Here is a 5,922-nt window from a genome sequence, read left to right as displayed (position 1 = left end):
TTTTAGCTAACTGAACGACGTTGCTTGTGAAGCGGGAGATCTTAGACATGAATCATCGGCGGTTTCCCGCTTCATCTTCCTAGTTCTGACGGTCGAAGCCGACGCCGTCCAGTGATTCACCAGAGCCTACCCAAATCACAAGGAGGTCAATAGGTGGGATATGCTGCAGCATGATTGACGGTATGGCCTGTTTACTAAAACGGTCTCCGTCATTGGATTCCTGGTAACGATGGACCAAAATAGTCGCCGACAAAGCGTAGCTACGGTCGCGAGGAGGACTATCTCACTGTACTGATGTCTTCAGATGAAAAGACCAAGGAAATGCAGCCGGAGCAGGCGACTCGACGGACTATTCTGGCCCTCGTTGCGACTGGACTCTCGTTTGGTGCTGCAGTGCTGATGAAGCGGGAGATGCTGTATCGTGGGTACGGTGAAGATGGCTATGGTGAACAGGGCTTCGGCGAGTAACTAGTACTGAATCTCTGCCAACTTTCTCTAACGAAAGAGTTGTGACCAGCAGCTGCTAGCTTGTCTAAATTCGGAGCACCGAAGCAACACAGAGTAACGTTATCCTGATCGTTCTGGAGATTGTGAAGGTCGATCAATATCCGGTACCCCGCCCCTGCCTTCTTCGTGGTGGGTGTGATCGAGGAATCCTCGAAGACGCCCAGCTGTCTTTGCAACAGTACTACCCGCTTCTATCATGGTCGCTACTGGGGTTATTCTGACGTAATTCAGCGGGTCAAATGCCTCACAGAAAATGTTCTTGAGCTGATCCGCTCGTGAGATGTTACACTTTGACCAGTAGTACGGACTCTTCGTTTCGAGTTTATACTGTTTCTTCCAGTAGTCGGTAATAGATGACGCGTATGGATGGTCGACAACGAGTTCGGGATCGTATCGAATATCAAACTCGCTTCTGACTCGCCTGGCGAGTTCTTTTTCTTCGTGACCCCACCCCATTTCTTCGTCCCACCCACCGACGGTCTTGAACACGTCTCTATGGACGCCCATATTACACCCCCAGAAGTGATCGACGTAGCAAGGGTCGGCCCCCCAGTCGTAATGGGCGGTGAAATGGCGGGCAAACACATCATCTACCGGGTGGATGGTTCGACCGGCGTACGCCGCCTCTGTTTCGAGGACATCGTTGGCTTTTTCAAGATATCCTGGCTGGGGTCGAGAATCGTCATCGAGAAACACTATCTTGTCGCTTGAAGATTGTCTGATCCCCTCGTTACGGGCTCTGGTCACCGGGCTCTTATCACATACGATAACCTCAAAGTCATCGAACGTCTGGTCTTCGAGGCACTGTATCGCTTCAATCTCATCTCGCGGCTTCAATGTCGCGATGACAACGCTGACCGATACCATGTAATTCCTTCTATCAACTTGCTCTTGCCTCGAAGATATTAGTATATCCCACCTGTCATTAGTAGGCAAGGCATTCACCCGTCTGGCCTACGTCGCCATGGCTGCAATGACTGCCTGCACCCACGATACAACTGCGTAAATGAACACCACAAACCCACCCATGGAAACCCAGCGTAGTCGCCTGTGATTTTTCGGTCGGACGCCATCTGGTTTGCTGAGCTCGACTGCAAAGAGAAAGCCTGCGTAGCTGAGCAGGTAATACAACAACAGGTTCCAACGACCGATAAATATCATTCCCCCCAACGCTAACAATAGCCAGACGACAAAAACCCCCACAAACTGTCGGGCCCATCCAGCGCACATAGCCAAGTCAATACACGTCTTCCTGTTTTGTTATGCTACTACTAGAGCGTACTATCGGACGATAATCTGAATGGTGCTTGCAATGACAGTCACCGTATCGGCAACTGTCGACACACAATGTTCCAACCGGGAGCCCCGTCAATGAGCCACAGGAAGATTGCTACCGATAGGAGCAGTACTTCGAAAACAATTGCACAAATAGTGCTGGGATTCGCCATTGACTCACGGCCACTAAACAAGGAAGATGGGGGGCAACGGGGCAGAAACCTATGGCTGGGGATGACTCAGATATGATTGTTCCACATACCCATTCTGTGGTAAGGTAATGTGTATCCAATGTTGAGAGCGCTATGTAGCTAGCTGACAGGTACTTTCATAGCCACATCAGTTATCATCCGTACTGATGGATCTATCGAGAGATGTTCCCACCACCAGAGGCTAGGGTGGCCGTTTCTTCTGCAAGACGCTGCTCTGCAGCATCCCTGTCTTCAGGATATCCAACGTCGACACGCCACCCATTGAGACGAACGGCGTCGATTGTTCTTCCGCTGTCCATCAGTAAATCAATGGCATCGCTGAGTTCGTACTCGCCGCGATCAGAGGGCTGAACAAGGCTACAAGCTTTGAATATTGCCGGCGAAAACGTGTAAAAGCCGGTCATGACCAGATTAGATGGCGGATCGTCCGGCTTCTCTACGACATCCGTTATTTCACCGTATTTATTGGTCACGCAAACGCCATATCTAGACGCTTCGTTTTTCGGAACCTCCTCTACTAGAAACGCGCAGTCGACGCGTTGTTCCTGTTGTCGTTGCACGACTGTGTCGAGGTTCCCCCGAAACACATTGTCTCCCAGCATCAATATAAAATCGTCTTCAATTTTCGGCTCGGCCTGCAACAAGGCGTGCGCTAGCCCAGCAGGCTCCTCTTGATGGACGTATGTTACCGGGACACCATCGTACGAGCTACCGTAATAGTCGATAATCTGCTGTTGACGATATCCGACGACGATAACAAACTCATCTGCATCAAGTGAAACAAGTTCGTCAAGGCAATGAGTCAGAAGCGGTTTTCCGTCTACCTCAACTAACGCTTTCGGGAAGTCATCAGTCAGTGGCTGAAGTCGTGTTCCCTTCCCGGCTGCGAGAACTACTGCTTTCATCACTCACACGCTTTCCCAGATGCCACATTGTAATATTGCTACTAATCGGAACCTGCCATCGGTAGGCGAACCGCACATTCTTTCGGCTAGTCACGCTGTTCAGCTATCGGCGTAGATCTCGAAGTGAATCCGAGTGAATAACAATGAACTCTTCTTCACCGAGTTGCGACTCATGCTCCGGCAAAAATATCAACTGTGAATCAGTCGAGGATTTGACAACGGTGAGTTCCTCCATCTCGTAGCCCAGGTCTGATTCCCAGTCTGGGTCCGTCGCTACTTCTTCCCACTCCTCTGAGGTCATCATTCAGCTGCCACTCCATTCAAACATCCTGACCTTGACAGACTCAACCACCTGTATGTAAACCACGAATTCTGACCCCGCCCCCAAAGCCCTAATCTCAGATTAAGACGATGTTTAAACTTCCTCTCTACTGCGCTGACATTGAGCATATCTCGGAAAGGAGTAATTACTATATTAAAGATTGCGCCCCTATACACAGCACTTCTTTGCCATTTACAATTCATTTACTTACCAACTCATTCTATGAATTTGTGCCTATCAAAATCTCTGAAAACAGACTAATTCCTGATGGTAGGGTTAAATTACTTTAATATTCGATAGGACTTCACTGGACAATGACATTGTTTTACGATGTATATGAGAAATGAACGCTGAGCGAAGCCACAGATTCACCATCGGAGCAGGATGAATCAAATACCTTCAGGCACATTTGCATCAATACCATCCTGTATCTGCGGCTCCCCGTCTACGATCCTATACTTACTTCTTGGATCGTTACGCCCGAAGCTCGAAACCGATGGAGCCCTCTCAAATGCCATTACGAACCTTAGCCCTCCTCGACATCTGAGCTATATGATCAGCTACCACCGTTCCACGTCCGTCTGGGGTGGTAAGCTCCGCCATGCCAGAATAACACGACTATAACAATACACCCCTGCGGTTTAGACACTGATGGAGAGGGCAGTTACCCGACACCCACAACACCGGCCCAATCCTTACCACCCCCCTCAGGGACGCTCGTGCCCTGTATAGTCGCTGTCGACTCGGATCGCTCTCTCCACTTTGACAGTGAGCCGGAGCGGCTTCGGTCACACCGTTCTTTCCGGCTCATTCCGGTCTCGACTTTTTAACTATGACAACTGGATTCTAACCCTTTGCTAATGATTCACTGATTCTCCTGACTAACTGTTGAGATACTGCTGACCCTTCTCGAGTTAAATTGTGTGATGGGAAAGCCTAGATGTCCAGTAGACACTGTACCAGAAGTCATGACCGAGAAACGGGCATTATGATATCATTCAGATATTCACCTAGAAGTTGGCTATAGGAGTGCTTATCGAGTAGCTATAATCATCGAAATTCTGGGAGTTTATAACAAATATATGATGGCTCGACACCAGTATCCCTCAGCACATGGATAACTAGCAAGTGTCCAGAAGAAGCCGACTACCTCATATATGAACTCAATTACTAAACTGTAACAGTTAGACGTAGCGGTGTATGCCGGAACATATCTCCGACAGCGAAATGGAACGGATTTCGGAATTCGCGAGCACTCCGATGTACAAACGGTCGCCCGACCAGTTACTGCCGGATGGTGCGGCCGACGACGAAGAATAACACACCCCTGGGGGGTGTTTCTCAGTCAGCATACAATCCCACTCACGGCTCACCGATATCAAAGGACTTGTTGTTTTTCCCTCGCCGTCTGGAGACCCCGTGAGTAATAGAAAGCACGAGAAACGAACTTATGACGACTAGTCCGATAACTAATGGACTAATCGCACCGAGTGGAGGCACACCGACGATTGCTGCTATGAGTAAAACGGCGTTCAACAGGGCCACAGCGCCATAGTACTGATACCATTTTGACTCGTTATCGCCATTGCTGATGAATGGTTCAACTTCTGGAGCATCCTCTCGAAGAGCTATCTCACCCGTATCAGCGTCATAGGTTATTAGCCCTGCCTCTTGGAGCTTTGGAGCATGAGTCTGATACAGCGAGACGTACACCCGCTTTCGCGCCTGTGAAGAGAGTTCTTCGACGGTTGTATCGTTTTCCCACGCAGCCAGCTCCTCAGCTAAATCGGTTAGCTGGACTGGCTCTATTTGCTGGCGTAGATAGTACAGTGTATATCGACGCCTAGAGCTGCTGAGGATATCGAACATTTGGTCGCGTGAGAGCTCTGGTTCTTCCTCTACCATCGGTGCACTCATGACCTCGGTTGCTGCGTTGGTTTATGTTCAGGCCGCGAGAGCGACATATATACACGAAACCCGGGGTACCGTTTTGTTACACCCCCGTTACCCTCTAATTCCCGAGTAAGAAATAGCTACTCGAATGGCGTACTGGGCTTTTGTCTTTCACCGACGGGTCACAGTCGGTATCTAATCCCTGTGTTTATGATGTGGAAGTATTGACAGTACTACACGAATCCCTCACAACAGCAGAGAATAAATAAAAATAGATATGCAGGCGAAAGCGCAGTACGGTGAGTTATTGTCCGATCCGATATAAGTCGCGGTGTCACACTACTAAACTCTGGGTCTACTTTTACTAGTATATGTACAAACATTAGCACTACGCTATCGGATTCTAATGAGGATAGACGGAAACTACGTAGTGTCCTATTAATAATATATCGTGGTTATACGATATTGGCTCTGTCAGTTGATTTACCAAGTCACCGAGTGGGGATTTGGCGAGGCCAGTCTGAAAGCACAGCCGCACCTGTGATAGTAATCTCAAGAATAGTCTGGCCTAACCTCTGTGAAATCTGGAGTAGTTCAGTCCGTAATAGGATATATCGCCAACTATTGAGCTAAGAGCGTGACTGCTCAATATTCTTTTTCAAATTCGGATATCCTCTTCTGCGAGGGTGTCATAGAACAGTTACCACACCAAAGAGCAGGGTGAATGCTGAGGTGGTATGGACTCAGCGACCCTGCAGAATGAGCCTTCGGTAGAGTCGTTCTTCAATGTCGCGGAGACCGAGACGTT

5 protein-coding genes are annotated in these 5,922 nt (G+C 48.9%); 1 reads left to right on the top strand and 4 read right to left on the bottom strand.

All coding sequences use genetic code 11. The annotated features are described in order from the left end of the window. The first annotated feature begins 294 nt into the window (after positions 1-294). Positions 295-468, top strand: coding sequence for a hypothetical protein (locus G9463_RS23015; RefSeq protein WP_007190648.1), 174 nt, complete (start codon positions 295-297; stop codon positions 466-468). Between the two features lie 99 nt (positions 469-567). Here the strand turns inward: G9463_RS23015 and G9463_RS23010 are convergent, their stop codons facing one another. From G9463_RS23010 to G9463_RS22995, 4 genes are all read right to left on the bottom strand, one after another. Then, entirely contained in the window at positions 568-1,374 is an 807-nt protein-coding gene (locus tag G9463_RS23010) for a glycosyltransferase family 2 protein (RefSeq protein ID WP_165897939.1), read from the bottom strand. 772 nt (positions 1,375-2,146) lie between these two features. Next, complete coding sequence (aglF, locus tag G9463_RS23005) at positions 2,147-2,899, bottom strand: UTP--glucose-1-phosphate uridylyltransferase AglF (protein WP_165897938.1); 753 nt, start codon at positions 2,897-2,899, stop codon at positions 2,147-2,149. A gap of 103 nt (positions 2,900-3,002) precedes the next feature. Then, entirely contained in the window at positions 3,003-3,203 is a 201-nt protein-coding gene (locus tag G9463_RS23000; protein WP_004965526.1) for a hypothetical protein, read from the bottom strand. A 1,380-nt stretch (positions 3,204-4,583) separates the two neighbouring features. Continuing rightward, a complete protein-coding gene (locus tag G9463_RS22995; RefSeq protein WP_127014482.1) occupies positions 4,584-5,126 on the bottom strand; it encodes a hypothetical protein in 543 nt (180 codons plus the stop codon). Positions 5,127-5,922 lie beyond the last annotated feature (796 nt).

Origin of the sequence: Haloarcula sp. JP-Z28, from assembly GCF_011440255.1 — an archaeon.
In the GTDB taxonomy this organism is placed as follows: domain Archaea; phylum Halobacteriota; class Halobacteria; order Halobacteriales; family Haloarculaceae; genus Haloarcula; species Haloarcula marismortui.
The sequence above is the reverse complement of the archived record's forward strand: the minus strand, read 5'-3'. Positions and strand labels throughout refer to the sequence as shown.

Bases quoted from the DNA above. Each gene is read 5' to 3' on its own strand.
- G9463_RS23010 (WP_165897939.1), bottom strand. From the start codon at position 1,374: ATGGTATCGGTCAGCGTTGTCATCGCGACATTGAAGCCGCGAGATGAG.
- aglF (WP_165897938.1), bottom strand. From the start codon at position 2,899: ATGAAAGCAGTAGTTCTCGCAGCCGGGAAGGGAACACGACTTCAGCCA.
- G9463_RS23000 (WP_004965526.1), bottom strand. From the start codon at position 3,203: ATGATGACCTCAGAGGAGTGGGAAGAAGTAGCGACGGACCCAGACTGG.
- G9463_RS22995 (WP_127014482.1), bottom strand. From the start codon at position 5,126: ATGGTAGAGGAAGAACCAGAGCTCTCACGCGACCAAATGTTCGATATC.
- G9463_RS23015 (WP_007190648.1), top strand. From the start codon at position 295: ATGTCTTCAGATGAAAAGACCAAGGAAATGCAGCCGGAGCAGGCGACT.